The following is a 26,051-nucleotide window of genomic DNA, read 5'->3' as shown; positions in this document are numbered from 1 at the left end:
CTCGACGCCCTCCTGCAGGAAATGATCGCGCAGCGCACCCGCGCTCGCGCGGAGAAGGACTGGGCGGCCGCCGATCGCATCCGCGATGCCGTCGCCGCCGCCGGAATCACGCTGGAGGACACTCCGGCCGGAACACATTGGAGTATCGATGCCTAAGCCTGGACGCCCGGGAGCACGCAACCCCGGCAAGAAGAAGGGCCCCCTGAAGGGCACCGGCGGGCACGTCCGCAAGGCGCTCGAGGGTCGGGGTCCCACCCCCAAGGCCGAAGATCGCGCCTGGCACCCCGCCGGCAAGCGCAAGGCCGCCGAGGAGCGCTACGCCGCCGCCGGCGGCAAGGGTCGGCCCGGCGTGCGCGCGGTCGGCAACCCCAACCGCAAGAGCCCGAAGGCGGCCGACGACACCGAGACGGTCACCGGCCGCAACTCGGTGCTGGAGGCGCTGCGCGCGAAGATCCCCGCCACGGCGATGTACATCGCCCAGCGCGTCGAGATGGACGACCGCGTCAAAGAGATGCTCTCGATCGCGACGAACCGCGGCATCCCGGTGCTCGAGGTCACCCGTCCCGAGCTCGACCGCATGGCCGGCTTCGACGGCGTGCACCAGGGCGTCGCACTGAAGGTACCGCCCTACTCCTACGCGCACCCGCAAGACCTTCTCGAGCAGATCATCGACCGCGGCGAGGTGCCGTTGCTGGTGGCGCTCGACGGCGTGACCGACCCGCGCAACCTCGGCGCGATCATCCGCTCCACGGGCGCCTTCGGCGGTCAGGGCCTCATCATTCCGCAGCGCCGTTCGGCGAGCGTCAACTCCGCCGCCTGGAAGACCAGCGCGGGAGCTGCCGCCCGCATCCCCGTGGCGCTGGCGGCGAACCTCACGGCGACGCTGAAGGAGTTCAAGAAGCAGGGCGTCTTCGTCCTGGGCCTCGACGGCGACGGCGACGTATCGCTGCCCTCGCTCGAGCTCGCCGACCGTCCGGTCCTGATCGTCGTCGGTTCCGAGGGCAAGGGCCTGTCGCGCCTCGTCACCGAGACGTGCGACCAGGTCGTGTCGATCCCCATCACGGCCGCCACCGAGTCGCTCAACGCCGGCATCGCGGCATCCGTCGCCCTCTACCAGGTGTCGACGCTGCGCGCCGCCGGGTGACGCGCCCGACCCTGCTCTGAAAGCAGGAAGAACCTCCGGCGTCGCATTGCCGAGCCGTGCCGAACGCGGCACGCTGGACGACGACGAGGTCTGCTCCGCGCACGACCGACGAAAGGAACGCCATGCCCCGCATCGCCGTCATCGGAGGCACCGGCTACGCCGGTAGCCATATCGTGACCGAGGCCGTCCGTCGCGGCCACACGGTCGTGTCGATCGCCCGCTCCGTCCCCGCCGAGCGCATCGAGGGAGCCACGTACATCGAGGGCACCGTCCTCGACGTGCCGGGTCTCGTCGCCCAGCTCGAGGGCGTCGACGTCGTGGTCTCAGCCGTCGCCCCGCGCGGCGACATGGAGGGCAAGCTGCGCCCCGCCATCACCGAGCTCGTCACCGCGTTGCCCGAGGACGTACGTCTGGGCGTCGTCGGTGGGGCGGGCGGTTCGCTCGCCTCCGAGGGCGGACCGCGCCTGCTCGACACCGACGGCTTCGCCGAGGAGTACAAGCCCGAGGCCCGCGAGGCCATCGGCATCCTCGAAGACCTGCAGGCCGACGACACCGGCCGCGACTGGTTCTACGTGCACCCGGCCGGCGGCTTCGGCGCGTGGGCGCCGGGGGAGCGCACGGGGTCCTACCGAGACGGAGGCGACGTGCTCGTCGTCGACGACAACGGCGACTCCTTCATCGGCGGCGCCGATTTCGCCGTCGCCGTCCTCGACGAGGTCGAGGACCCGAAGCACACGCGCGAGCGCTTCACCGTCGGTTACTGACACCGCATACGGCAGAGGCCGTGGCATCCCGGATCTGATTCCGGATGCCACGGCCTTCGTCGTTCCGCGTGCGGCGCGGTCGCTCGGTGGGCGGCCAGATCACACGATCGGTGCGAGGTCACCCGCTCGCACCCGCGCCAATCGCGTGATGTCGAACGGATCGTGTGATCTCGCACGGGGGACCGCGGCCCCGTGCCCGGGCGGTCGATCAGACCAGGTCGCGCCAGTCGACGAGGTCGGTGTCGGTCGTCGGCACCTCACCCGTGGCGGGGGCGTCGGCGTCGGACACGGTGGGCAGTGACATGGTGTCGGTCGGCGGACCCATCACGGTCGCCTCGTCTCGGCGGTGGCGCAGCACGTCGTCGATGTAGGAACTCACGACCTCGGCCAGCGGCACCGAGCGGCCTCGCGCCTGCGACATGTACCACCTGTGCTCGAGCACCTGGTGGAACACCTCCGCCGGCTCGAGCTTGGCCCGCAGGTCCCACGGGATGGCCATGACGATGGGCTCGAACACCCGAGTGAGCCACTCGTGCGCGACCATCTCCTCGTCGGCGCCGAGGCGCGAGACGCGTGCGCGGAACTCGTCGAGGTCGTTGAGCAGGCGGCGGGCCTGATTCTCTTCGACGTCGAGCCCCGTGAGGCGCAGGAGGCGGCGCTGGTGGTGCCCGGCATCCACGACCTTCGGCTGGATCGACACCTGCGTGCCGTCGCTCGCCGTGCGGATCGACATCTCTCCGATGTCGAAGCCGAGGGCGTTGAGCCGATGCACGCGCTCGGTGATGCGCCAGGACTCATCGACCGCGAAGGACTCCTTGTCGGTGAGCGCGCCCCACAGCGAGTGGTACGACGACACCAGCCCGTCGGCGATGGCGATGGCATCCACCCCGCCCTCGAGTCTTCCTCCCGCCTCGAGGTCCATGATCTCGCCGGCGATGTTCGTGCGCGCGATGTCGAGGTCGTGGGCGCGCTGCCCGGGGCTCAGGCGATTGCCGTGCAGCTCACCGGTCTCGGCGTCGACGAGGTAGGCGGCGAACTCACCCGCGTCGCGGCGGAACAGGGTGTTCGACAGCGACACGTCACCCCAGTAGAACCCCACGTTGTGCAGACGCACGAGCAGCACGGCGAGGGCGTCGACGAGGCGCGTGGCGGTGTGCGGTCGCAGCACCTGCGTGAAGAGCGCGCGGTAGGGGAGCGAGAACCGCAGGTGCGCGGTGACGAGGGCCGCGGGCAGCGGCCGGCCCGATGCGTCGGTGCGCCCGGCGATCACGGCGATGCGGTCGACGCAGGGGGCGGCGAGGCGGTCGAGGTTGCCGAGCATGTCGTATTCGCGCCGCGCCATCTCCTCGGTCGTCTCTTTGATGGCGACGACACGGCCGGAGAGGGTGGCGAAGCGCACGAGGTGACGCGAGATGCCCTTGGGAAGCGCCACGATGTGGCTGCTCGGCCACTCGCCGAGTCCGGTCGACCACGGCAGCTGCAGGAGCCCCGGATCGACGGAGCTGGCCGTGATGCTGAGGGATTCGGACACGGGAACCTCCGGGAAACAGTGCGGCGCGCCCCCGGCCCGAGCGAATCGGGACCGGGGACGCGCCGCGTCGGTGCGTGGGTCAGGCCGAAGCGATGGCCCGGTCGGTCAGGCGGTCGCCGGACTCGAGGTCGAACACGTGGATGTGTCCGGGGACCGGAGCCAGCACGACCGTCTCGCCCGCGTTGGGGTGACGGCGACCGTCGACGCGCGCGACCAGGTCGGTGCGCTTGCCGTTGATCTCGGTGTGACCGTAGAGGTAGCCGTCGGCGCCGAGCTCTTCGACGAGGTCGACGACGACCTTGAGGCCACGGCCGTCGGCCGGGGCGACCTGGATGTCTTCGGGACGCACACCGATGGTGACCTCGGAGCCGTGCGCCTTGCCGATGGTGTCGGCCTCGACCGCGACGACCATGTCGCCGAAGCGCACGCCGCCCTCGGCCAGGTCGGCCGTGAAGAGGTTCATCGCGGGCGAGCCGATGAAGCCGGCGACGAAGACGTTCTTCGGGGTCTCGTACAGGTCACGCGGGGTGCCGACCTGCTGGAGGAGACCGTCCTTGAGGACCGCGATGCGGTCGCCCATGGTGAGGGCCTCGGTCTGGTCGTGCGTGACATAGACGGTGGTGACGCCCAGGCGACGCTGGAGCGAGGCGATCTGGGTACGGGTCTGCACGCGGAGCTTGGCGTCGAGGTTCGACAGCGGCTCGTCCATGAGGAACACCTGGGGCTGACGGACGATCGCGCGGCCCATGGCGACGCGCTGACGCTGGCCACCCGAGAGGGCCTTCGGCTTGCGCGTGAGGTACTGCTCGAGGTCGAGGAGCTTGGCGGCCTCGAGCACGCGAGCGGCGCGGTCTTCTTTGCCGACGCCGGCGATCTTGAGCGCGAAGCCCATGTTCTCGGCGACGGTCATGTGCGGGTACAGCGCGTAGTTCTGGAAGACCATCGCGATGTCGCGGTCTTTCGGGGGCACGTCGGTGACGTCGCGGTCACCGATGAGGATGCGGCCGGAGTTGACCTCTTCGAGGCCGGCGAGCATGCGCAGCGACGTGGACTTACCGCAGCCGGAGGGGCCGACGAGGACGAGGAACTCGCCGTCAGCGACGTCGAGGCTCAGCTTGTCGACGGCGGCGCGGGTTCCGCCGGGGTACAGACGGGTTGCGTTGTCAAAGGTGACGGACGCCATTTCTTCTTCTCCTTCACCGGCAGGTACGTGCCGGACGATCCGTAGTGAATGGAATGAGCGGGGGCGACCCCGTGCGCGCGACAATGCGCGCAGGGTCAGTATGGCACGTGTCTGGTCATTTCTCAGCCAGCGTGGCTACCATCGGTGCTCGTTCGCCCACCCGTGCGAACCCCCTCGTTTCATGCGGCGATCACCCGCGTCCGGAAGGTTTCATGTCCCACGACCCCTCAGCGAATGCGCCCGCCGAACGCGACCGTCGCGAAGCGGTGCGCGAGAAGGCGCAGCAGGTCAAGGCGAAGCAGACGCGCTGGCGCATCGCGCGTCGCTCCGCCATCGCCGTCGGCGCCGTCGCGGTGATCGGCATCGGCGCCGTGGGCGTCTCGGCCGCGCTGAACTCGCGCGAAGACCGCTCGCAGGCTCTTCCGGATGCCGCCAGCGACGACGGATTCCTCATCACCAACGCACCACAGGTGGCCAACCCGCTGGCCGACCAGACCGTCGACGGCACGGCCGCGACCATGGCGGCCGAGGCCGCACCGACCGCGGAGCCCACTCCCGAGCCGACGTCGACCGCCGCGCCCGTCGACATCCGCGTCTACGTCGACTACCTCTCCACGGAAGCGCGGGAGTTCCAGTCCGCCAATGCGACGCAGTTGTCGAAGTGGGTGGGCGACGACGCCGCCACCCTCACCTACTACCCGGTGGCGATGCTCACCTCGAAGTCGAACGGAACGAAGTACAGCCTGCGCGCCGCGGGAGCCGCCGCGTGCGTGGCGACCCACGCGTCGGACCGCTTCTTCGCCTTCAACCACGAGCTGCTCACCACGCAGCCCGAGGTCGACACCGACGGGTACAGCGACCAGCAGCTGGCGGACATGGCCCAGGGCGCGGGCGTGAGCGACGTCGCAACCGTGCGGTCGTGCATCGAGGACGAGACGTACACCGCCTGGGCCAAGGCCGCCACCGATCGCGCGATCAAGGGGTTGCCCGGCACGGACGGACAGGCGCTCACCTCCACTGCCACCGTGCTCGTGAACGGCACGCCGTACGTCGGCAACATGGATGACGCGAAGGAGTTCGCGCAGTTCGTGCTGACCGTCGACAGCAACGCCTATTACTCCACCGCCACCCCGGTGCCGTCGACCACGCCCGCGGGCTGAACCGATCTCTCGGTGGAGGCGGCGGTGTGCGATTCTGTTGTCATGAATGAGGAGATCGAGGACTCCCCGCCGCGGCGGTCCCGTGATCAGCTGAAGATCTGGGTGCAGGAGTTCCGCGATCAGGGGCACCTGGTCGCGGGGAAGATCAAAGTCGTCGACCAAGAGGACGCGGACGGCCAGGACACGGGTCTCGTCGTCGTCAGTCTGTCGAACGCGAATGCGTCGATCTACATGCAGCCCCGGGGCTATGACGAGCCGCTCTGGGAAGCGACGCTCAGCGCCCGCCCCGACGATCTGACGCTCACGCCGCACGAGATGGCCAGCCTCGCGGCCGAGCTCGTCATCGCCGGAAACCTCTGCTCGTTCCTGCAGTTCAAGTCCCTCGACTGGGATCGCCGCAGCGGCACGCACCGCGAGTGACACGGCCCACGGCCTAGACTCGTCCTCCGAGACGCCCGCGGCGTCTCACGCCGGCTTGGCGCAATTGGTAGCGCACCGTACTTGTAATACGGGGGTTGCAGGTTCAAGTCCTGTAGCCGGCACGTCATCCCCGCACCGGTCTCCGCGCTTCAGGCGACCGGGAGCGGCCTTTCGACGCCCTCGGCCGCGTCGTCGCGGGACGACGCGCGACCTCGATGCTGCATGAAGGCACCGATACGCTCCTTCATATGACCGAAGATGCGGCGTCGATCGGTCGCATCGACTACCTCGACGGCTTGCGCGCTGCGCTCATGCTGCTCGGCATCCCGTTCCACGCGGCGCTCGCCTTCTCCGGGGGAGGATGGCTGGTCTCCTCACCCGTCGATTCACCGGCGCTCGTCGCGTTCGCCGATTTCCTGCATGCATGGCGCATGCCCGCGTTCTTCCTCGTCGCGGGCTTCTTCGCCGCAGTTCTGCTGCAGCGCCGCAGACCGGGGTCGTGGTTTCGCGGCCGTCTCGAGCGCCTCGGCATCCCGCTCGTGTTCGGAATGGTTCTGACCGTCCCCGTGCAGTGGGTGCTCATCGGCCAGCACCGATACGGCAGCTGGCCGGAGACCTGGGGGTTCGTGTCGACACTGGCCGCGGCCCCGAGTCAGTGGTGGCTGCTGCACCTGTGGTTTCTGCTCGAACTGCTCATCCTCTGCGCCGTGGCGGCGGTCCTCGCCGCGAGTCCACTGCGTGCGGGTCTCGGTCGGCTGGGTGACGTCGTCGCCCATTGCGCGCGCCGCCGCCCCGGCATCACGGCCGCCGCCGTCCTGCTGACCGCCTCAGGGTGCGTCCTTCTCGGCCGCGGTGTCTGGCGCGTTCTGTCGCTCGATGAGGTTCTCGGCGGAGTCCTCTCCAGAAACCTCGTCATCTACGCCCCGGCTTTCGCGGTCGGCGTGCTGCTCGGATCACGCCGAGACCTTCTCGCCGTCATCACGTCTCGCGCAGCCGCGGCGTTCGCCCTCGCGGCCATCGCCGCCACGATCGTCGCCACCACCGTCCCCGGCGCGGGGATCGGCGCTGTCGTCCGATCATCGGCGTGGACCGTCGTCGGGCTGACCGGGGCGGGTGTCGCGGTCTTCACCGCGAGGCGACTGCTCGATCGGCGACGACACGTCATCAGGTGGCTCGTCGACGCCTCCCTCGTCGTCTACCTCGTGCACCAGCCGATCATCCTGGCCCTGGCCGTCGCGCTGTTCTCCGTCGGCATCCACGGCCTCCTCGGGTGGACGCTGACGGTCGTGGCGGCGCTCGTCCTGTCGGCGCTGATCTACGAGGTCGTGAACCGCACTCCCGGCGTGCGCTTCCTTTTGACCGGTCGTGCGTCCCGGCAGACGTCGCTCGTTCCGGGAGAGCGTCAACTCCGGGCTCCGTAGGCGGGGCCGGCAGCGGGGTCCGGCAGCGGGATCCGGCGACGGACCTGTGGAGCGGATCCTCCTCACCCGTGGACTCGCCCCGAAGACGCGGGGAGATGGTCCCCCCGTAACGTCCCCGACCTTCCGTTTGCGTAGGGTGGGTCGGACGTTGGTGGGGACCGTTACGGAGTGTTCGGAATGAAGAATGACTGATTTCTCTCGACGGACCGCGATGTCCCTGATGCTTCTGGCGCCGGTGGCTGTCGTCGCCGCGTGCGCCCCCGAGCGGGAACCCGTGACGCCGACCACGTCGTCGTCCGCGCCGGATTCCTCGGGCGAAGGTCTCGGCGTCGTCGGCCCGGCGGCGGCGTCCACCGCTCCGGAGATCCCGCCCGCGGGTGACGTCTTCGGCCCCACCGGCCACACGTGGCCGACGCGGACGCCGCGCGCCTACGACGCGTTCGACGCGAGCATCGAGTGCGAGTGCACGTGGGAAGCCATCGCCGCCGCGATCACCGCCGTCGACGTGGCGGCGCCCGACGGCTCGGCGCGCGTGCTGGTGCGGCCGGGCGTCCTGCCGGGCAACGGCGCGGGATCCACCTCCGAACCCGTGCTCGCCGACGTCGGGCGCGAGGGACGCGCATCCCGAGTCCTCGTGATCCCGCGCGACGGGACGGAGTCGGTGACGATCGACGGGTCTCTCCGGCTGGACGCCGTCGTGGGCGTCGCGTTCGCCGGGTTCTCGACCTTCCCCAAGAGCCTCGTGCTCACCTCGACACGTGACGTGGCCTGGGCCTGGTCGAAGGGGCAGGCGTTCAACATCACCTCCGGCGACAGCGGACCCACCGAGAACACGGAGTTCGTGGAGTGCGTCACTCCGGACGCGGTCTCGGGGGATGCCGACACCTGGGCGTTCCGGACGGGGTCGAACCCGTTCCGCGACATCTCCGTGCGGGGCTGCTACATCGCCCCGACCTATAAGGAGGACGGCTCGTCATCGCACTGCGACACTCTTCAGCTCTCGGGTAACGCCGACAAGGAAGGGCTGCTGCTCGAGGGGACCGTGCTGTTCTCCTCCACCAACGCCGGGTTCATTCCGGCGGCGGAGGCTCGCGACATCGTCTTCGATCGGAGCCTTCTCGTGGGAGGCGACCGCATGCTCGAGCGCTATCCGTTGCCCGACGGCGCGAACGCCTTCACCTCCGGGGCGCCGTCGGTGGTGAACGCGGCCAAGTCCATCGACGAGATGAGCGCGAAGGACTCCATCTTCATCGGCCGCGTGCGGGGGACGTTCGCGAACGTCGAGAACTCCACCATCTCGGCGACGGATCCGCCCGCTGCCACGGGCGGTGCGTTCGAGTCGGATCCCTCGCTGGCGGACATCGACGCCGAGTGGTTGGACGCGCGGGCGCCGATGCCGACCGACGACCGGCTGCGGGAGATCTGGCAGCTGCGCTAGCGACGCGTCACCGAGTCCGGAGGCGCTGGCCGGTCGGAATGCGAAGAAGAGATTAAGTTCAGCGGTCGATTCCCGCAAGCAGCGTCCGTCTATTCAGGTTGCTCTTATATTTGCGCCATGAATTCACTCACGCGCCGCACTTTCGTCGGATTCCTCACTGCGGCGCCCCTGGTCGCCGCCTCCGCCCTGCTCCTCCCGCAGGTCGCCTCCGCCGCCACCGTCATGTCGACCAGATTCGGACCCGACGGTTCGCATTGGCCGTCTCGAACCCCCCGCCCCACCGACGCGTTCGACAAGACCATCGAATGCGACTGCACCTGGGCGGCGATCGCCAATGCCATCGCGTCGCTGCGCACGGTCGCGCCGAACGGCAATGTGCGCATCCTCGTGCGCCCCGGCCGCCTGTCCGGCAACGGCGCCGGTTCGTCGTCGAAACCCGTCCTGCAGGGCGTCGGCCAGACCGGTCGGGCCCGTCGCATCCTGATCATGCCGCGAGACGGTTCCGCCAGTGTGAGCTTCGACGCCTCGATCCGGCTCGATCGCGTCATGGGCGTGAGCTTCGTCGGATTCTGGACCTTCCCGAGCTCGCTGGTCCTGACCGGCGTCTCCGACTTCGCGTGGGCGTGGTCGAAAGGGCGGGCGTTCAACATCTCGAGCAACGAGACGGCGGCCGTGTCCGGCGTGGAGTTCGTCGAGTGCGTGACCCCCGAGTCGCAGCTCACCGAATCCGACGCGTGGGCGACGCGGACGGCGGGCAGCACCGTGACCGATCTGTCGATCACCGGCTGTTACATCGCGTCGATGTACAAGCCCTCGGGCTCGTCGGCGCACCTCGACACCTACCAGTTGTCGGGTACGCACGCTCTCCGCAACGTCGTGATGAAGGACACCGTCATCTTCGCCTCCACGAATGCGGCATTCATTCCCACCGAGATCGCGAGCGGCGTCCGTTTCGAGCATTGCCTGGTCGTCGCCGGAAGCCGAATGCTCCAGCGTTATCCGCTCCCCACGGGCGCCTACACGTCGACCACGGGTGCGCCCCAGGCAGCGAACGGGTCGGGCACCAACGGCGTTTTGGCGGCACGCGATTCGATTATGATCGGAAGCGTCCCAGGCGTCTGGGCATCCGTTGAGAATTCCTTCACGCCGGCCACGACGACCTACTCCAATTCCGGGAGATGGACGAGTGATCCGACCCTTTCAACCGTAGATTCCGCGTGGCTCGAACAGCGCACACCTACACCTACCGATGAATACCTGAGGGCCATTTGGAAACTGTGATCATTCCGTCGACTCGCCGGAAGCCCGCCGACGTCTTCGAGAAGAGTGCTCCGTGAGCGCGCTCCGTCGCCTCGCGAAACCGCTGCAGTCCGAGGGGCTGATCCGCCTCGTGGATCGGATCCTCCTCCACGCTCGACCGCAGAAGGGGGCCCGCAACCATGTCCTGCTGGCGCCTCCGGGTCGCGGCAACATCGGCGATCAAGCTCTCGTGGAGGCCTTCGTCGAGACCGTCGACGGACCGGTGGTCGTCCTGACGCGATCCGTGCAGGACTTCGACGTGCCGGCCGCTCTGCGCGAGCGGATGCGCGTCGTTCCTCTTCCCGCTCTCGTCTACGGCTCCGCGGTCGGCCACGCGCGCGACGTGCGCGCCCTGGCCCGCGAGCTCCGCTCTGCACGGTCGTTCTCCGTCATCGGTGCCGACATCATGGACGGCGCGTACGTGCTGCGTGCATCCGTGAACCGCGCGGGACTCGCCGAACGGCTTGCCCGTCTCGGGTGGCCCACCCGCATCGTGGGCTTCAGCTGGAACGCGGCACCTCACGAGCGGTCCGTAGCGGCCCTGCGCCGCGCCGGCGATGCGGGGGTGCGCCTGTACCTGCGCGATCCGCGCTCCGCCGCACGGGCGCGGGCAGACGGTCTCTCGGTGAGGGATAGCGCCGACATCGTCTTCGCCGCGACATCGCGGGACGACACGATCGTGCAGCGTCTGCTGCCCGAGCTCGGCGACCGCGAACTCGCGCTCGTGAACGCGTCGGGGCTGGTCGGCGACAGACTGCCCGCCTACGTGCGGGTCGTGAAGACCCTGCGCGCCGCGGGCTTCGTGGTCCTGGTCGTCCCGCACGTGTCGCGTCACGGCGCCGACGATCTGCCGCTGTGCCAGGCGCTCGTGGACGCCGCCGGAAGCGACGCCGACGTGCACCTCGTTCCGCGCCTGCTCGCCCCGGCCGAGATCCGCGGCCTGGCCGCCCGCGCCTCGGTCACGGTCACCGGGCGCATGCACCTCGCGGTGATGTCGCTGATGGCCGGGACGCCGCCGGTGACGGTCGCGACGCAGGGGAAGGTCGAGGGACTGATGGACCTGTTCGGAGCGCCGGAGCTGTGCGTCGCTCCGGGGTCGTCGTTCGACGCCGATCTCTTCGCCGCGGTGTCGACCGCCGTGGAGCAGCGAGCCGAGCTGCGTTCGCGGATCCTCGGCGCACGCGAGGCCGTCACGGACCTCGCGCGGCGCAACGTCGAGGGCCTGTCATGAGGGGGCGGGCCATCAACCCGATGACGCTGATGGAGTACGCCACCCGCGCGCGGGATGCGGCGTATACCAAGATCGCGGCAACCGGATTCGCCGAGTTCGGGAGCGGATCGCGAATCATGCTGCCGTTCCGCGCCGGCAACCCCCAGAAGGTCGTGGTCGGCCGCGATGTGCTCATCGGGCCGTCGTCGTGGTTCATGGTGCCGCGGCTCGACGCCGCCGGTCCCGTCATCCACATCGGCGACCGCGTGCGGATGAATCAGACCTCGATCACCGCCGTCGAGGAGGTGATCGTCGAGGATGCCGTTGCTCTGGCCCGCGGCGTCTACATCTCCGATCACACGCACGGGTTCGACGATCCCGACATCCCCATCCGCGACCAGCCGCTGTCACGCGTGGCCCCCGTCCGGATCGGTCGCGGCGCCTGGCTCGGTCAGAACGTCGTGGTCATGCCCGGCGTCACCATCGGGGCCGGCACGGTCGTGGGGGCGAACGCCGTCGTGACCTCCGACCTCCCGCCCCGCTGCGTCGCCGTGGGCGCTCCGGCCCGCGTGCTCCGGGAGATCGTCTCGTGAAACGCGACGTCGTCTTCACGTTCTCCTACGAGACCTACGCCGATGCGGCGGCTCGCGGGATGATGCGTCCGCCGGACCGCATCCTGCAGACCCTCATGTCGTCGGACGAGGTGGGCAACCTCCTCGTCGCCAACCCGTTCCGCTCGCTCGCCAGCGTGGCGGCCCGGGGGATCCGGCCGGCCGAGTCGTTCCCCGCCCGCGCGGACCGGCGACTCATCACCCCGACCCGTCTCGCTCGTCGTGACCCGGTCAGCGTGCCCGCGATCGTGCGCACCTACCGCTCGTACGACGAGCAGTTGCGTACCGCGGCCGCCCGGGCCGGCATGAGCCGCACCGCCATCGTGACGACGAACCCGCTCGTGGCGGCGTTCTGTCCGTTCGGGTGGGCCGACACCGTCACCTACTTCGGTCGTGACGACTGGCTGAGCTCCGAGGCGCGTCAGGCCTACTGGCCGGCGTATGCCGCGGCCTACCGGCAGATCAGCGAGAGCGAGGTGGGTGTCGCCGCCGTATCGCAGCAGATCATCGACCGGATCGCCCCGCGTGGACCGGCTGTCGTCGTTCCGAACGGCGTCGACCCCCGCGAGTGGATGGGCCCCCGCCCCGCGGCGCCGGACTGGCTGGCCGCCATCCCCGGTCCGCGTGCGATCTACGTCGGCACGATCGACAGCCGACTCGACGTCGAGGGGATCGCGCACCTGGCGGTTCTCCGACCCGACCTCCACATCGTGCTGCTGGGGCCCACCCCCGAGCCCGGCTACACCCGCGAGCTGCGCGAGATCCCGAACGTGCATCAGCACGCCGGGGTCGGTCGGTCGGAGCTCGTGGCGGCGCTGCGCAACTGCGACGTGTCCCTGCTGTCGCACCGTCGCACGGCCCTCACCGAGGCGATGAGCCCGCTGAAGGTGTACGAGTACCTCGCCGCGGGTCTTCCCGTGGTCTCCGTCGACCTCCCGCCCGTGCGGGGGATCCACGAACGCGTGACCTTCTCCGCCAGCACGGCCGAGATGGCCCCGCAGGTCGACGACGCGCTCGAGCGCGGGCCCCTCACCGACGCGCAGCGCGCGGCGTTCATCGAGGACAACGGGTGGACCTCGCGGCACCGTGCGGTGCTGGACCTCGTTCTGCGGTCGTCCGCCCGCCACCGCGCGGCGGCACCGGCGAACGTCTGACACCCTCCGTCGCGTCCGGCCCCGTCGGTCGGTCGGGGCGCGACGAAGGGGCGTGCGGACGGGCAGCCGCCGAGGGCCATCTGCACGGCGGGCCACGCCGCGGCCGCCACCTTCGCCTGGCCGGAGGCCGAGGGGTGGAAGTGATCGGCCGACGAGATGTCGTCCAACGAGAACGTGATCTGGTTGACGGCTCCGTCGTCGGTCGTGCACTCGGCCACGGCCGCGCACGCGTCGACGATCGAGGCGTTGTAGCCGGCGAGGGTCTGCATGACCGAGGCTCGTCGCTCCTCGTCCGCCGCGGCATCCGAGTCGGCGTCACCGAGCAGGGTGCGGCAGGACGGGCTCTGATTCCACAGGCCGACGATCTTCGGGTCGCTTCGACCCGCTTCCCACAGCTGGCTGATGTCGGGCAGCGACAGGGCCACGATGGGCGCGTCGGGTACGCCGGCGCGGATCGTCGCGAGCAATTCGCCGTACGTCTGCCCGAACTCGTCGACGGGCGTGATCTTGTCCATGCTGCTCGTGCACACGTCGTTGGTACCGACGGCGACGAGGACGAGATCGGCCGACTTGCCCTGGGCATTCTCGACGGCCGTGATCCGGTCGGCCACGACCGCGCCCGGACGAGCCAACGAGAGGGGAGTGATCGAGTCGCCCCCCAGGCGTTCGCGGATGGATGCCACGGCGGCATCCGTCCCGAGCGCCCACGAGGCCTCGGGGCAGGCGTCACGTGAGCCGCAGGCGGCCATCCCGACCGACATCGAGTCGCCGACGACGGCGATCGACGAAACGGCGCGCATCTGGGCGTTGGGGGTCTCCGTCGGGGTCGAGGGCGCGGCCTCGGGCGGCGTGCACCCCGCCAGGACGGCGACGAGGGCGAGTCCGAGTGCGACCGCGGAGATCTTGGTCTTCATCGTCGGCTGTCCTTCCGTCGAGCGCGTTCCTGCTCGATCTCGGATTCGAGCTCGCCGGCCGACGGCTCGTCGGCGCCGAGCACGGTGGCCGGGGCATCGACGGGAGTCGCCTCGAGGTCGATCTCGGCCGCGGTGGGCTGCGAGACCGCGTCTGCATCCGATGCCGCGGCGCTGGTGGGCTGGTCGACTGCGGGCTTGCGCGGAGCGGGCTTTCGCGCCTGCTTCACGAAGTCGAGCATCATCCGGTAGTCGCGGCGGTAACCGGGGACGACATACAGGATGCCGAGGACGATCAGGCCCGCGAGACCTCCGCCGATGACCTGGAGGATCGCGAGCCAGTCGACGAGCAGCTGCGCAGTTCCCCAGGACGCCCCGAAAGCGAGGGCGGCCGCGATCGTGGGGCGGATGAGGGGGAGGGCGATGTCGCGACCGCTGCGCAGGAACGTGCCCTGGGTCGCCACGAGGAATCCCGGGACGAGGAGCGCGAGGGTCACCAGGCCGTACAGCAGGGCCAGGCCGTTCACGCCGTTCCACGCCACGCCGATGAAGAAGGCGGCGATCACGATCGGGCGCGTGATCAGGTAGTAGACCAGCTGGCGGTGCGCGCGTCCGAGGGTGATGTAGATCCACCCGTTCACGTTGCCGACCGCCTGGGCGACGCCCGCCAGGGCGAGGAGCGCGAAGGCGTCCGCCGCCGTATCCCATCCGGGACCGAGCAGCAGAAGGATCAGCGGATGCGCGACGGCCGCGGCGATCGCGTACACCGGGAGGGCGAGATAGCCGATGACCACCATGGCGTTGCTGATGTAGCGCCGGTAGCGCTCGCCGTCATCCTGCAGGCGGCTCAGGATGGGCAGGGCGACCCGGCCCAGGGGAGCGGTCAACTGCTGCTGCGGAAGGAGGAAGAGTGCGTAGGCGCGGGAGTATTGGCCCAGCGCCGCGGCGCCGAGCTGCTGACCGATCACCACGTTGTCGAGGTTGCGCGAGGCGTAGTTGAGCAGCTGCACACCGAACAGGCTTCCGCCCGTCGAGAGCAGCGGACGGATGTCACGACCGACACGGGGGCGACCCCAGCGCGGCTTGGCGGCCATCCACAGGGCGATCAGGCGGTACACCTGTCCGGCCCCGGCGAAGACGACCAGCGACCACACGCCGAAGCCCACCAGGGCGGCCACGACAGACAGCGCGACGCCGACCGCCATCGCCACGATGTCGATGAGAGCAAGGGTCCCGAAACGCAGGTCGCGTTGCACCGAGGCCTGCAGCGGCATGCAGAGGCCGTTGATCAGGAGCGTCGGTGCGATGGCGAGGGTCAGGATCGTCAGGCGGGGTTCGCCGTACAGCAGGGCGATGAGCGGAGCGCAGGCGGCGATGCCGATCATGAGCACCGTGCCCAGCATCGCCGAGAACCACAGCAGCGACCGCCACTGATCCTCGGTGAGCTTCTTGGCCTGCAGGATGGCTCCGGTCATGCCGAAGTCGCGCACGAGGTCCGCCACACCGACGATGGCCATGATCATGGCGACGAGACCGAAGTCCGACTGGTCGAGGAGGCGTGCGAGCAGCATCGTGGAGATGAGCTGCAGCGCCGTCTTGATCCACAGGCCGCCCGCGGTGACCGCGGCGCCACGGGACGCTTTGTGTTTGAGGTCGCTTGTCATCGGCGTGATGCCTCTCTGAGGGAAGTGTCGCGGTCCCACGCGATGGGACCTGCCGATCGGCGACGGGCGATGAGCTTGGGCATCGCATATCCCCACACGTAGAAGGGGAAGGAGAGCCAGAGGCGGGGGGAGCGGGCCACGCGCCCGAGGAGCCCGCCGCGGTCACGCTCGACGCCGCCGTTCGGCAGCTGCCGGTTGCCCAGCTCGATGCGGACCCCGCGGCGCACGAGCGCGCGCATGTTCCTCGGAGCGTGGACCGTGAAGGTCTCGTCGGCGAGGGTCGTGCGCTCGTCGGGTGCGAAGCGCAGCTGCACGAACCGGTCGTCGGCGATGACGTCGGGGAAAGTCTCCCAGCGCTCGCGGCCCGCGGCGTTCACCGCGTAGACCCCGGAGCCGACGTGACCGCGGGAGCGATAGGCCGACGCCGCCCAGACGCGCGAGTGGCACCGCACGGGCAGGCTGGACCGCGACGTGTCGACGATGAGGCGCGGGGCCACCGCGAGCGGCGCCGGCGTGCCGGTGAGCTCGTCTGCCATCGCCCGCAGAGCCGACACCGACAGCGCGACGTCGGCGTCGATGTAGGCGCGGGGGAGCACCTGCGCGAGCGCGTCGCCGGCATTCAGCGCCGCGATCTTCGAGCCCTCGGTGATTTCGTGGACCGTGACGCCGGGTACGGCGCGCGCCTGTTCCGCGGTGTCGTCCGAGCACCCGTTGGCCACCACGACGACGTCGAACTCCCCGGGCGCCGCGCCCCGGAGCATCTGCTCCAGGCTTCGGCGCACCAGGGGGCCCTCGTCGTGGGCGGGGATGACGATCGACATCCGAGGGGTCATAGGGCGACCCCGGATGACACCGTTGTTGCACGGGGCCACCGGACGAACATCCCCTCGCCGGCCGCACGCGCCTTCAGGGCGGGCGGGCTCGAGGTGAGCAGCCACCCGGCGACCGCGAGCAACATGGAGTACACGAAGAAGGTCTGCATGAAGCCGAACGCGTCATAGAAGAACAGCGCGGCGGCGTAGCCGGCTCCGCTCAGGAACAGCGCGAACGCCAGCATCGCGTAGCGCGGTTCGTCCCGCGCCGTGGTGAACGCCCAGGCGCCCATCATCAGGATCGGAACGAGGATGAACACGGCCAGACCGAGCACGCCGACGGCTCCGACCTCGAGGAGCGAACCGAGCACCTGATTGTCGAGGATGTAGGCGTTCTGCTCGTCACCCACGACGATGCGGCTTCCCAAGCCGGTTCCGAAGAACGGAGACTGCGAGGCCTCGATCAGAGACGGCCCGAGGTCGGCCAATCGACCGGCACCGCGGAAACCCGGCGACGTCTGCTGCGAGGCGATGAGCGCGTCGATGTCGAGGAAGGACAGCACCAGCGTGCCGACGACCTTCGGGAGGGCTGCCATGCCGACGGCCAGCAGCGGCACACCGATTGCCAGCAGGGTGATGCCCAGCCACGGCCGCAGAAGCAGGGTGAGCAGGAACATGACGCCCAGCACGATGACCGCGGTGCGCGAGACCGCGACCAGCACGCCCATCAGCAGGACGAGCGTGACGAGGGAGTAGACCAGCCGGCGCGTCCACTCGTTCTTGGGCCACCGGCCGTAGCGCGCGAGGTAGATCGCCAGGGGGATAAGGATGCAGAACATCACCGACAGGGCGATCGGGTGCTGCGACGAGCCGAACGAGCGGTAACCACCGGCGCGGAACGATTCGCCGTCAGCGGAGATCAGGTTCAGCGGCAGGAAGGTCTCGAGCCGGTGGAAGACATTGATACGCGTCACGCGTTCGAACACCGCGAACACCGACACGACCGTCCCGCACCACACGAGCGCGGTCATGAGGCCCATCGCGATGGTCTCGGTGTCGATGATCTGCCGGACGATGTAGAAGACCGACAGCAGCACGACCCAGTTGACCAGGGTACCCACGGCGCTCGTGGCGAGGCCCTCCTCGACGAGCCGTGTGCCGTTCGGCGGGATGGAGACGAACAACGAGACGAAGAAGATGCCGATCGGCCAGCCGAAACCGACCGGCTTCCATTTGCGGTTGCGGTCCAGCAGAAGGGCCGCGACCATGCCCGCGAACATCACGAACAGCACGAGGCGGTAGGCCTCGAGCTGGAAGGGCAGCGGGATGGGCAACGCGTAGCGCCGGATGGGGATGAACATCACCACGGCGACGAGGATGCCGAGCCAACCGACCCACGAGGTGAGGATCCTCCGTGCCAGGACCGCCAGGGCGACGACGATCATCGCGCCACCGGCCGCGACCGGGGGCAGGAAGATGACGGATACGGCGGCCACGGCGACGAGGATCACCACGGCCAGGATCGCCCTGCCCACGGGCAGGGTCACCTCGTCCTCCGTCACCGGAGCCGGTGAGGAAGGAGGCCACGCGGGGGCAGCATCGTGCGGCCCCCGCGTCTGCGATGTGTGCAGTGACACGGGAGGGGCCTCGGGGTTCAGAGGTCGCTGCGAAGAGTCGAGGACTCGACGCGGGAGGACCGGCTGCGCGCTCGCGAGCGGACGGCCTCCGCCTCGGACTCGGAGCTCTGGCCCGGCAGGAGGTCGTCGATGGAGAAGTCGGCGTCGTCATCGAGCTTGGCCGATGAGGGGGCGTCGTCGTCCTCGCGAGCAGCCTTCGCGGCACGCTTGCGCTCGCGGGAGGCCTTGGAGCCGGCGATGATGTACGCCGCCGCCACGAAGAGCAGGAAGACGCCGAGGAAGGTGACCACGACGGGGATCGCCGGGTTGGAGCCTTCGAGGGCCGCGCCGGGCTTCTGGTCGATGGTCGTGATCAGGACGCGGTTGCCCTCGGGGATCTCCGCGGCGGTCTGATCTGCCACGACCTGCGCCTCGAAGGTCTGGGCAGCCGTGCGGGAGATCTGTTCAGCCCGCTCGGGCGTGGAGGCCGTGCCGACGACCTCGAGGATGGGCAGCACGTAGCGGCCGGCGAAGGACTCGTCGCCGGCGGGCTGCGTGGTGCGACGGAGAGCGGTGAGCGTCTCCTCTTCGGCGAAGGTTCCGATCTGCGACTCCACCGTGGCGCGCATGTCCTGACCGCTGATCAGGTAGGCGTACAGGATGGCGCGCGAGGTCAGGTCGACCGTCTGCGGCTGGGTCTGGCCCTCCTGCAGCTCCTGGCCGGGGATGACCGCCTGGTAGAGCGGCTGGTCAGGGCCGTTCAGCAGCAGGGTCGTGCCGGCGCGGTACGACTGCTCGGCGCGCGGCTCGACCTGGCCGTTCGTGATGGTGAAGCCGGCGAAGAACGCAGCCACGGCCGCGACCACGGCGCCCACCACGAGGAGCCATTTGCTCCTCCACAGGACGCGCAAATACGTCGGAATTTCCATTGTTTCCCCTCCAGTCGCCCCCCCGGGCGACGATGTAACTTGAGCCACCTATGGCGAACGAGAGGATCTCCGGAGACACCCGGTAACCGGCGAACCGACCGACCTCACCTTGACAGTATGCGGGCAACCTCTGGTATTAGCGATTCCTACGTGTTACAACGTCGCGTCGTTCGGGTGTACAACAAGTACTCAACTTGCAATGCCGGCGCCCCGTGTCCACAGTAGGAGTCCGGCGGGTATCGATGTCTGCATTCGGTGTCTGCTCGAAACGGGGGCAATGTCTATGCGGGTGCTTTTTTCGTTTCCTCATGCACTCGGGGCGCCAGGTATCGGCTGGACGGCGTGGAATCAGGTCGACGGACTCGCCCGGCTCGGTCACGACGTCCACGTCGTCGCGGCGAGCATCGCGCGGCCGGTGCCGGCGAATGTGTGTGTGACGCAGACCCTCGCTGTCCGAGGCAAGAGGGTCCCGCACCGTGCAATCGGGCGCGACCGTGCCTTCGCGTGGCACGATGCCCGGGCGGCGCGATTCGCGGCGCGTGGGGGATACGACATCGTGCACCTGTGGCCCACGGGCCCCGGACGCACTGCGGCGACGGCGCGCGAGCGCGGGATCGCCGTCGTGCGCGAGGCGCCGAACACCCACACGGAGTTCGCGTGGCGGGTGGTCGCCGAGGAGGTCGCGAGACTGGGCCTGCAGGGCGAGGTCGACACCGCGCACACGGCGAACGACCGTCGCCTCGACATGGAGCGCGCGGACTGGTCGCAGGCGACCGCCATTCTTGCGCCGTCGGATTTCGTCGCGCAGACGTTCCGTGACGCCGGTTTCGCCGACGACCGCATCCTCCGCCATCAATACGGTTTCCGCCCCGGGACGCGGGTAGCGCGGGCCCGCACCGCGGCGCCGGCGCCTCTTCGCGCCGTCTACGTCGGACTCGGCGAGCCCCGGAAGGGACTCCACTACGCCCTCGACGCGTGGCTGAGGTCGGAGGCGAGCAAGGAAGGGACCCTCACGGTCGTCGGGCGCATGCTCCCGGCATACGAGGCGCTCCTCGCGGACCGATTGGCCCACCCGAGCGTGCGGGTCGTCGGCTTCACCCACCAGGTGGAGGCGGCACTGGCGGCATCCGATGTCCTTCTCCTCCCCACCATCGAGGAAGGGTCGGCGCTCGTGACATACGAGGCCCAGGCGATGGGGTGCGTCCCCCTCGTGTCGACCGCATCCGGGGCGCTCGTGGAGGACGGCGTGCAGGGGCTGTTCCACGAGCCCCGCGACGTCGACGCCCTCGTATCGCACCTCGACCTGCTCTCGAACGACCGTGCGGAGCTGGCGCGGATGAGCGCCGCCGCGATCGCGCACGGCCCGGAACTGACCTGGGATGCCGCAGCGCACACCCTCGTCCGCTGCTATGACGCCGCGCGCGACCGCGCCACGGCGGGAGGTGCGCATGCTCACGCCGTCTGACATCTCGGTCATCGTCTGCACCCGCAACCGCCCCGGATATCTCCGCGAGGCGTTGGCGGCCATTCGTAAGACCACTCCGGCCGAGACCGAGGTCGTCGTCGTCGACAGCGCCTCCGACACGGACGAGACGCGGCAGATCGCCGAGGAGGCCGGCGTCGTCTACGTGCTCGCCGGCGCCGGACTCTCGGTCGCCCGCAACGCCGGCATCCATGCCTCCGCGCGCCCGTTCGTCATCTTCACCGACGACGACTGCCTGCCGGAGGAGGGGTGGATCGACGTCGTCCTCCCGCATTTCGAGGACCCGACGGTCGGGGCGGTCACGGGCCGCATGCTGCACCGATCCGAATCCGCCGCCAAGGCCCCGTACCGCAGACAGCGCCTGTATCGCACGCCCGTCCAGGGACTGGATGCCGGCCACGGCGCCGTCATGGCGTTCCGACGCGAGATGCTTCTGCGCATGGGCGGCTTCGACGACGCCCTGGGCGCCGGCAAGCCCTGGGCCGGTGCCGAGGACCTCGACATCTTCGTCCGCATCGTCCGCGCCGGGTCGACGATCGTTCACGACGCCACCTGCATCGTCTGGCACAACAACACCCGTGAGGGCCAGGACTACGTCAACCTGCACCGCGGCTACGGCCTGGGGCTGGGAGCGATGATCGCGAAGTGGGTCCACATCGATCCGGTGCTGGGCACCCGGCTCGCGTGGCGTCTCGTGGGGCGCTCGGTGGTGCGCATCGTGCGGGCGTTCGCCCGCAAGAAGCCGGCGGCCCATGAGCACGCCATGTTCGACGGCATCGTCACCGGAGCCCGCCAGGCGTGGAGCTCGCCGGTGATCGGCGAGCGGTTCGCCTCCGCCCCCTCCTCGGCGAGCGTCTCGCCGGCGCCCGCCGGAGACGCCCCCACCGCCCCCGGTGTGTCGGTCGAACTGCTCCGCATCCTCGACGAGACGCACCTCGCGACGAACATCCAGTACGAGACGATGCACACCGGATGCATCCTCGTTCTCAGCGGTCGGAATCTGCATCTGGACGACGGCTCGCTGGACCAGGAGAAGATCCTGGCCGGGGTCGATCGCCTCGTGCGACGGGTTCCGGAGTTCCGGCTGCGTGTCATCGACTCCCCGCTGGGGGTGACGGCGCCCGCATGGGTTCCGGCAGAGGACTTCACCCTGCGGGATCACGTGCACTTCCCCGAGGGGACCCATGACCTCGGGACGGACCGCCTGCGGTGGTTCATCGAGGGGGACCGCGGCCTGCTCCCGCGCGACCGCCCGCTCTGGGACTTCACCTTCACGCAGCTGGCCACCGGCCAGGTCGCCTTCGGGGCCCGCATGCACCACGCCAACGGGGATGCCAAGTGGGCGATGGAACGTCTCACCGAGCTCACCGAGGCGTCCGAGGTCTCCGAGGAGACGCCGCTGCCGCGCACGGCACGACCGCCCGCATCGCGCGCGCTCGTGCCGCTGTACGCGGCCCGCAACTGGTGGCGACTGCAGCCGAACGTGTCCGCCGCGTGGCGGGAGTACTGGCGCAAGCCCGTCGTGAAGAGGGCGAAACGCGTGGTCGGGCGCAACATCCGCCCGCTCAAGGAGGTCTACGCGACCCGCCGGAATCTGCGTGCAAGCTTCATCCCGCCGTTCACCGACACCTACTTCGAGGTCGATGCCTCGGCGACCACGCGCCGGGCGGCCAAGCTGCGCGGATCGTTGAACGACCTGATCGTCGCTGCCGCCATGTGCGCGGTCGACGACGACCGTGACGGTATCGACGTGATGGTGCCGGTGTCGCGCCGCAAGAAGGGCGAGCGCGCCATCCGCAACCACGTGGAAATGCTCCGCGCGCACGGGACCCCGGCGTCGGGCCTGCCCGAGGTCATCGCGTCGGTGCGTTCCCAGGTCGCGGCGTTCGCTCGCGGTCTGGCCGTCGAGGAGCCGCCGCGCGGTCGCTCGATCGGATACGTGACGCTGGTGCCGTGGTCGCGCGAGCCGAGATTCTTCTCCGGCGACGTCGTAGAGCGCTTCATCGTGCTGCCGGCGTCGGACCGTCGGGACGAACTGGCCGTGTTCGCCGCGGTCTACGGCGAGAAGATCACCTTGACCGTGACGACCCGCGCGGAGTTGGACACCGCCGGCATCGCCGGTCGGATCCGCTCGACGCTCGAAGGGGTGGACGAATGAACAAGATCCGCAAAACGCTCGTGGCAGTCGCCTCACTGCTCGACCCGCGGGTGTACCTGCACGGATTGCGCGTGCTGCATTTCTACGGGTACTCCCACGTCTCGCAGGTGCGCAAACTCACACGCGGCACGGACGTGACCTTCGCGCCCAACGTCTCCTTCCGAAACGCCGAGCGCATCACCATCGGCTCCGGCACGCGGATCGGGGAGTACTCCACCATCTGGGCGGGCAATTCGACCGGCCGGATCACATTCGGCGAGAGGGCGCTTCTCGCCCCTCGTGTGACGCTGACGGCGTCGAACTACGGCATCGCGAAGGGTGTCCCTCCCATGGACCAGCCCAAGCAGGAGGATGACATCGTCATCGGGGCCGGAACCTGGCTCGGGGCCGATGTCGTCGTCCTCGCCGGCGTCACCATCGGAGACGGGGCGGTCATCGCTGCCGGGGCCGTCGTGACGAAGGACGTCCCCGAGAACGCGATCGCCGGCGGAGTGCCGGCCAAGGTCATCGCCTACCGGCGAGACGCCGAGCCCGCGTCGACGCCCGACCGGGTCACCGCGTGAGCGCGCCCACCGTCGACGCGATCATCGTCAACTACAACACCCGCGATCGCACCCTCGAAGCCATCGGCTCCCTGGTCGATCTCGACCTCGACTGGCTCGGGATCGTGCTGATCGACAACGGATCGACCGACGGCTCCCTCGATGCGATCCGCGCCGCGCATCCCGCCGTGACCCTGATCGACGCGGGCGAGAACCTCGGCTTCGCGCGCGCGGTCAATCGGGGAGTGGAGGCGTCGACGGCCGACTACGTCATGCTGTTCAACCCCGACGCGTCCGCCTTCCCCGGTTCGCTGGAAGCGCTGGTCAGCTTCGCCGAAGCCCACCCCGAACACGGGATCTACGGCGGTCGCACGGTCGATGAGACCGGCGCGCTGGACCCGTCGTCGTGCTGGGGCGCGCCGAGCCTGTGGTCGCTGCTCTGCTACGCCACGGGGGCTTCCGCCGTCGCCAAGAAGTCCACCCTCTTCGACCCGGAGTCCCTGGGCCGCTGGAAGCGCGACACCGTCCGCGAGGTCCCGATCGTCACGGGCTGTCTCCTGATGACGCGTCGTGACGTGTGGCACCGCATCGGCGGCATGGACGAACGCTTCTTCCTGTACAGCGAGGACGCGGAGTTCTCGACGCGGGCGTGGCGCCGCGGCTTCCGTCCGATCATCGTGCCCGAGGCCGTCATCCGTCACGACGTCGGCGGGTCGAGCAGCTCGAGCGGGCGCCGGCTGGCGATGGTCCTCGCCGGCAAGGTCACCTATTTCACGACGGTCTGGTCCGCTCCCGTCGCGCTGCTCGCGGTGCTGCTGCTCCAGGCGGGTGTGGCCCTGCGTGCTCTCCTCGAGTCCCTGCGTCGCAGCTCGCGCGACGCCTACCGGCAGGCGTGGGCGCACCGCCGTTCGTGGCGTCGCGGGTTCCCCGCCGCCGAACGCACCCTCTTCGGACGGGAGCCGTCGACGACGGCGCGGCATCCGTTGGTCGTCCAGGCCGAACCTGCTTTCCGCACCGAGAAGGCGAATCCGTACACCGCCGACCTCGCGCGCGCTCTGCAGCGGCAAGGCGCCGTCGTGCGCGACCTGCACTACGGGCGTCTGCTCGTCGAGCGCACCGACGTCATCCATCTGCACTGGCCCGATCTGTCGTTCCTGTCGGGACCCCGGCTGTACCGGCACGTCTGCCGACTCGCGCTGTTCTACGGCAGCCTCGCGCTCTCGCGGCGCCGGGGGACCGTTCTGGTGTGGACGGTGCACAACGTCGCCGCGCACGAGGAGCGCTCGACGGCGCGCCTGCGCGCTCTGGCCGACAAGCTGCTGCTGAAGAACGTCGACGGCATCATCTCGTTGACGGCGCAGGGCGTCGTCGGCGCCCGGACCGCCTATCCCGAACTCGCCGCCGTTCCCGCGGAGGTCATCCCGCACGGCCACTACCGCGACTCGTACGACTTCGGGGTCGGCCGCACCCAGGCGCGCGAGCGACTGGGGGTCGACCCCCGTCGTCCGGTCATCGTCAGCGTGGGGCAGATCCGCCGCTACAAGAACGTCCCTCACCTGATCCGGGTGTTCCGCGAAAGCGAAGTGGATGCCACCCTGCTCATCGCCGGGAAGATCTCGCCTCCCGAGCTCGAGGCGGAGATCCGCGAGGCCGCCCGCGGAGACGACCGGATCGTGATCGATGCGCGGTTCCTCCCCGATGACGACATCGCCGCAGCTCTCGCCGCGGCGGATCTGGTCGTCCTCCCGTACTCGCGCATCCAGAACTCGGGCTCGGCGATCCTGGCCGTCTCGGCGGACCGCCCTGTGCTCGTTCCGCAGTTGGGGGCCATGCAGGAGCTTCAGCAACAGCTCGGCGATGACTGGGTGCGCCTGTTCGACGGCGATCTGACACCTGCCGCCCTGGCGAGCGCACTCGAGTGGTCCACGACATCGGGGAGGCCTGAGCGGGCCGACCTGCGCGCGCTCGATTGGGATGTCGTCGCCGCGCAGACCCTGAACGCTTACCGCAACATTCTCGGCCGGGCTCGGGCCTAGGCCTCGCGGACGGGCTCCGGAATCCCGGCGATTCCGTTCGTTCTGCGTCGTGGACGGCGGTGCGCACCGCATTCCTGGTCAGCGCCGTTGCTTTGCTGGACACGGCCCTGTAATGGGCCTGCCGTACAATTCACTCTGACGTCGGGCCCGGGAAAGATCGGGCCCGACACAAGATCTGGGGGAGATCAGTGATTCTTACTCGTGCGTCCGACAATGCGTCGTCCGGGAGGGCGGCGACGAGAGAGCGCCGGCGAACCACGGCGACCTCCGCCGCAATCCGTCTCGGAACGGGTGAGGCCCGATGATCGCGGCGCGTGATACGTCCGCCCGCCTCGACCTGAACCCCGACAACCCGCGCAAGATGCTGCTCGCGGCGTCGACCGGTGGGCACATCGCCCAGCTCGTGCGCCTGGCACCCGGACTCGGGGCGACGGACGACTCGCTGTGGGTCAGCTTCGACTCGCCCCAGACCCGATCGCTCCTGCGCGACAGGCGCACCCTTCTCGTGCCGTACATCAAACCGCGCGACTGGCGCGGCACGCTCAAAGCGGTGGGACAGATCGAC

At 69.5% G+C, this 26,051-nt stretch carries 21 protein-coding genes, 1 tRNA gene and 2 pseudogenes; 17 read left to right on the top strand and 7 right to left on the bottom strand.

Features of this window, described 5'->3' with window-relative positions; genetic code table 11:
* From RWP81_RS02495 to RWP81_RS02485, 3 genes and pseudogenes are all read left to right on the top strand, one after another.
* Nucleotides 1–156: pseudogene (locus RWP81_RS02495) on the top strand (cysteine--tRNA ligase); the annotation flags it as partial.
* Nucleotides 149–1,144, top strand: coding sequence for a 23S rRNA (guanosine(2251)-2'-O)-methyltransferase RlmB (gene rlmB, locus RWP81_RS02490; RefSeq protein ID WP_314451932.1), 996 nt, complete (start codon nucleotides 149–151; stop codon nucleotides 1,142–1,144). The pseudogene RWP81_RS02495 and the gene rlmB, both read left to right, overlap by 8 nt.
* Before the next feature lie 122 nt (nucleotides 1,145–1,266).
* Nucleotides 1,267–1,908 carry an NAD(P)H-binding protein gene (locus tag RWP81_RS02485; protein ID WP_314451930.1) on the top strand — a complete coding sequence of 214 codons (642 nt, stop codon included), beginning with the start codon at nucleotides 1,267–1,269 and terminating at the stop codon, nucleotides 1,906–1,908.
* 208 nt (nucleotides 1,909–2,116) lie between these two features.
* Here the strand turns inward: RWP81_RS02485 and RWP81_RS02480 are convergent, their stop codons facing one another.
* Entirely contained in the window at nucleotides 2,117–3,439 is a 1,323-nt protein-coding gene (locus RWP81_RS02480) for a DUF4032 domain-containing protein (RefSeq protein ID WP_314451928.1), read from the bottom strand.
* Between the two features lie 79 nt (nucleotides 3,440–3,518).
* Complete coding sequence (locus RWP81_RS02475; protein WP_183420377.1) at nucleotides 3,519–4,622, bottom strand: ABC transporter ATP-binding protein; 1,104 nt, start codon at nucleotides 4,620–4,622, stop codon at nucleotides 3,519–3,521.
* Nucleotides 4,623–4,834: 212 nt separating this feature from the next.
* Between RWP81_RS02475 and RWP81_RS02470 the strand changes: the two genes are divergently transcribed.
* From RWP81_RS02470 to RWP81_RS02430, 9 genes are all read left to right on the top strand, one after another.
* The gene (locus tag RWP81_RS02470) at nucleotides 4,835–5,782 is read left to right on the top strand and encodes a thioredoxin domain-containing protein (protein ID WP_314451925.1); all 948 of its coding nucleotides are present in this window, start codon (nucleotides 4,835–4,837) and stop codon (nucleotides 5,780–5,782) included.
* A gap of 42 nt (nucleotides 5,783–5,824) precedes the next feature.
* The gene (locus RWP81_RS02465) at nucleotides 5,825–6,202 is read left to right on the top strand and encodes a hypothetical protein (protein ID WP_314451923.1); all 378 of its coding nucleotides are present in this window, start codon (nucleotides 5,825–5,827) and stop codon (nucleotides 6,200–6,202) included.
* A 49-nt stretch (nucleotides 6,203–6,251) separates the two neighbouring features.
* A tRNA-Thr gene (locus tag RWP81_RS02460) sits at nucleotides 6,252–6,324 on the top strand.
* A 126-nt stretch (nucleotides 6,325–6,450) separates the two neighbouring features.
* Entirely contained in the window at nucleotides 6,451–7,623 is a 1,173-nt protein-coding gene (locus RWP81_RS02455; protein WP_314451921.1) for an acyltransferase family protein, read from the top strand.
* Nucleotides 7,624–7,834: 211 nt separating this feature from the next.
* Nucleotides 7,835–9,061: a hypothetical protein gene (locus RWP81_RS02450; protein WP_314451920.1), complete on the top strand. Its 1,227-nt coding sequence runs from the start codon at nucleotides 7,835–7,837 to the stop codon at nucleotides 9,059–9,061.
* A 117-nt stretch (nucleotides 9,062–9,178) separates the two neighbouring features.
* Complete coding sequence (locus RWP81_RS02445; protein WP_314451919.1) at nucleotides 9,179–10,342, top strand: twin-arginine translocation signal domain-containing protein; 1,164 nt, start codon at nucleotides 9,179–9,181, stop codon at nucleotides 10,340–10,342.
* Between the two features lie 52 nt (nucleotides 10,343–10,394).
* Entirely contained in the window at nucleotides 10,395–11,591 is a 1,197-nt protein-coding gene (locus tag RWP81_RS02440; protein ID WP_314451917.1) for a polysaccharide pyruvyl transferase family protein, read from the top strand.
* Entirely contained in the window at nucleotides 11,588–12,163 is a 576-nt protein-coding gene (locus RWP81_RS02435) for an acyltransferase (protein WP_314451915.1), read from the top strand. Before RWP81_RS02440 ends, RWP81_RS02435 begins: the two co-directional genes overlap by 4 nt.
* Nucleotides 12,160–13,335 (top strand): glycosyltransferase, encoded by a 1,176-nt coding sequence (locus RWP81_RS02430; protein WP_314451913.1) that lies wholly within the window; start codon nucleotides 12,160–12,162, stop codon nucleotides 13,333–13,335. Before RWP81_RS02435 ends, RWP81_RS02430 begins: the two co-directional genes overlap by 4 nt.
* Before the next feature lie 158 nt (nucleotides 13,336–13,493).
* Here RWP81_RS02430 and RWP81_RS16290 read toward each other — a convergent pair.
* The 5 genes and pseudogenes from RWP81_RS16290 to RWP81_RS02410 all read right to left on the bottom strand — a co-directional run.
* A pseudogene (locus RWP81_RS16290) lies at nucleotides 13,494–14,084 on the bottom strand (SGNH/GDSL hydrolase family protein); the annotation flags it as partial.
* 161 nt (nucleotides 14,085–14,245) lie between these two features.
* Complete coding sequence (locus RWP81_RS02425) at nucleotides 14,246–15,910, bottom strand: lipopolysaccharide biosynthesis protein (RefSeq protein ID WP_314451911.1); 1,665 nt, start codon at nucleotides 15,908–15,910, stop codon at nucleotides 14,246–14,248.
* Nucleotides 15,907–16,731 (bottom strand): glycosyltransferase family 2 protein, encoded by an 825-nt coding sequence (locus RWP81_RS02420; protein WP_314451909.1) that lies wholly within the window; start codon nucleotides 16,729–16,731, stop codon nucleotides 15,907–15,909. Before RWP81_RS02420 ends, RWP81_RS02425 begins: the two co-directional genes overlap by 4 nt.
* Nucleotides 16,732–16,739: 8 nt before the next feature.
* The gene (locus RWP81_RS02415) at nucleotides 16,740–18,269 is read right to left on the bottom strand and encodes a hypothetical protein (RefSeq protein ID WP_314451907.1); all 1,530 of its coding nucleotides are present in this window, start codon (nucleotides 18,267–18,269) and stop codon (nucleotides 16,740–16,742) included.
* Nucleotides 18,270–18,376: 107 nt separating this feature from the next.
* Nucleotides 18,377–19,267, bottom strand: coding sequence for a hypothetical protein (locus tag RWP81_RS02410; RefSeq protein WP_314451905.1), 891 nt, complete (start codon nucleotides 19,265–19,267; stop codon nucleotides 18,377–18,379).
* A 199-nt stretch (nucleotides 19,268–19,466) separates the two neighbouring features.
* Between RWP81_RS02410 and RWP81_RS02405 the strand changes: the two genes are divergently transcribed.
* The 5 genes from RWP81_RS02405 to RWP81_RS02385 form a co-directional block, all read left to right on the top strand.
* Nucleotides 19,467–20,732, top strand: a complete 1,266-nt coding sequence (locus RWP81_RS02405) for a glycosyltransferase family 4 protein (protein WP_314451903.1) — start codon at nucleotides 19,467–19,469, stop codon at nucleotides 20,730–20,732.
* On the top strand, nucleotides 20,716–22,908 hold the full coding sequence (locus RWP81_RS02400) for a glycosyltransferase (protein ID WP_314451901.1): 2,193 nt from the start codon (nucleotides 20,716–20,718) through the stop codon (nucleotides 22,906–22,908). The genes RWP81_RS02405 and RWP81_RS02400 overlap by 17 nt, the downstream gene beginning before the upstream one ends.
* Complete coding sequence (locus RWP81_RS02395) at nucleotides 22,905–23,471, top strand: acyltransferase (protein WP_314451900.1); 567 nt, start codon at nucleotides 22,905–22,907, stop codon at nucleotides 23,469–23,471. Before RWP81_RS02400 ends, RWP81_RS02395 begins: the two co-directional genes overlap by 4 nt.
* A complete protein-coding gene (locus tag RWP81_RS02390) occupies nucleotides 23,468–25,486 on the top strand; it encodes a glycosyltransferase (RefSeq protein ID WP_314451898.1) in 2,019 nt (672 codons plus the stop codon). The genes RWP81_RS02395 and RWP81_RS02390 overlap by 4 nt, the downstream gene beginning before the upstream one ends.
* A gap of 301 nt (nucleotides 25,487–25,787) precedes the next feature.
* Nucleotides 25,788–26,051 (top strand): hypothetical protein (locus RWP81_RS02385; RefSeq protein ID WP_314451896.1); only part of this gene is annotated, 264 nt, incomplete at its 3' end.

The organism is uncultured Microbacterium sp. (assembly GCF_963521695.1).
GTDB lineage: Bacteria > Actinomycetota > Actinomycetes > Actinomycetales > Microbacteriaceae > Microbacterium.
The sequence above is the reverse complement of the archived record's forward strand: the minus strand, read 5'-3'. Positions and strand labels throughout refer to the sequence as shown.